The 343-nt window shown below is 66.2% G+C and carries 1 protein-coding gene; it reads left to right on the top strand.

The window, feature by feature from the left end:
* The coding region (locus HX846_RS38535) for a PfkB family carbohydrate kinase (RefSeq protein WP_256740553.1) at nt 1–343 on the top strand (343 nt) is incomplete at both ends.

Consider the following 343-nt stretch of genomic DNA (forward strand, 5'->3'; position numbering starts at 1 on the left):
GCAAGGTGGTGTTCGACAACAACTACCGGCCACGCCTGTGGGCCAGCGTGGACGCCGCACGCGCGGCGTATCACGCGGTGTTGGCCGAGGTGGATATCGCCTTGCTGACCGAGGATGACGAACGCGCGTTGTTCGGCTATGAAGACAGCGAGCAGGTGTTTGCGGCGTACCCGACGATTGCCGAGGTGGTGCTCAAGCGCGGGGCGGATGCGTGTTTGATTCGCTGTGAGGGGGAGCGGTTCGAGGTGCCGGCGCTGGTGGTGGAGAAGGTGGTCGACACCACGGCGGCGGGGGATTCGTTCAGTGCGGCGTACCTGGCCAGTCGGCTCAAGGGCGGCTCGCC

It is taken from the genome of Pseudomonas sp. K5002 (assembly GCF_013386655.1).
Lineage (GTDB): Bacteria > Pseudomonadota > Gammaproteobacteria > Pseudomonadales > Pseudomonadaceae > Aquipseudomonas.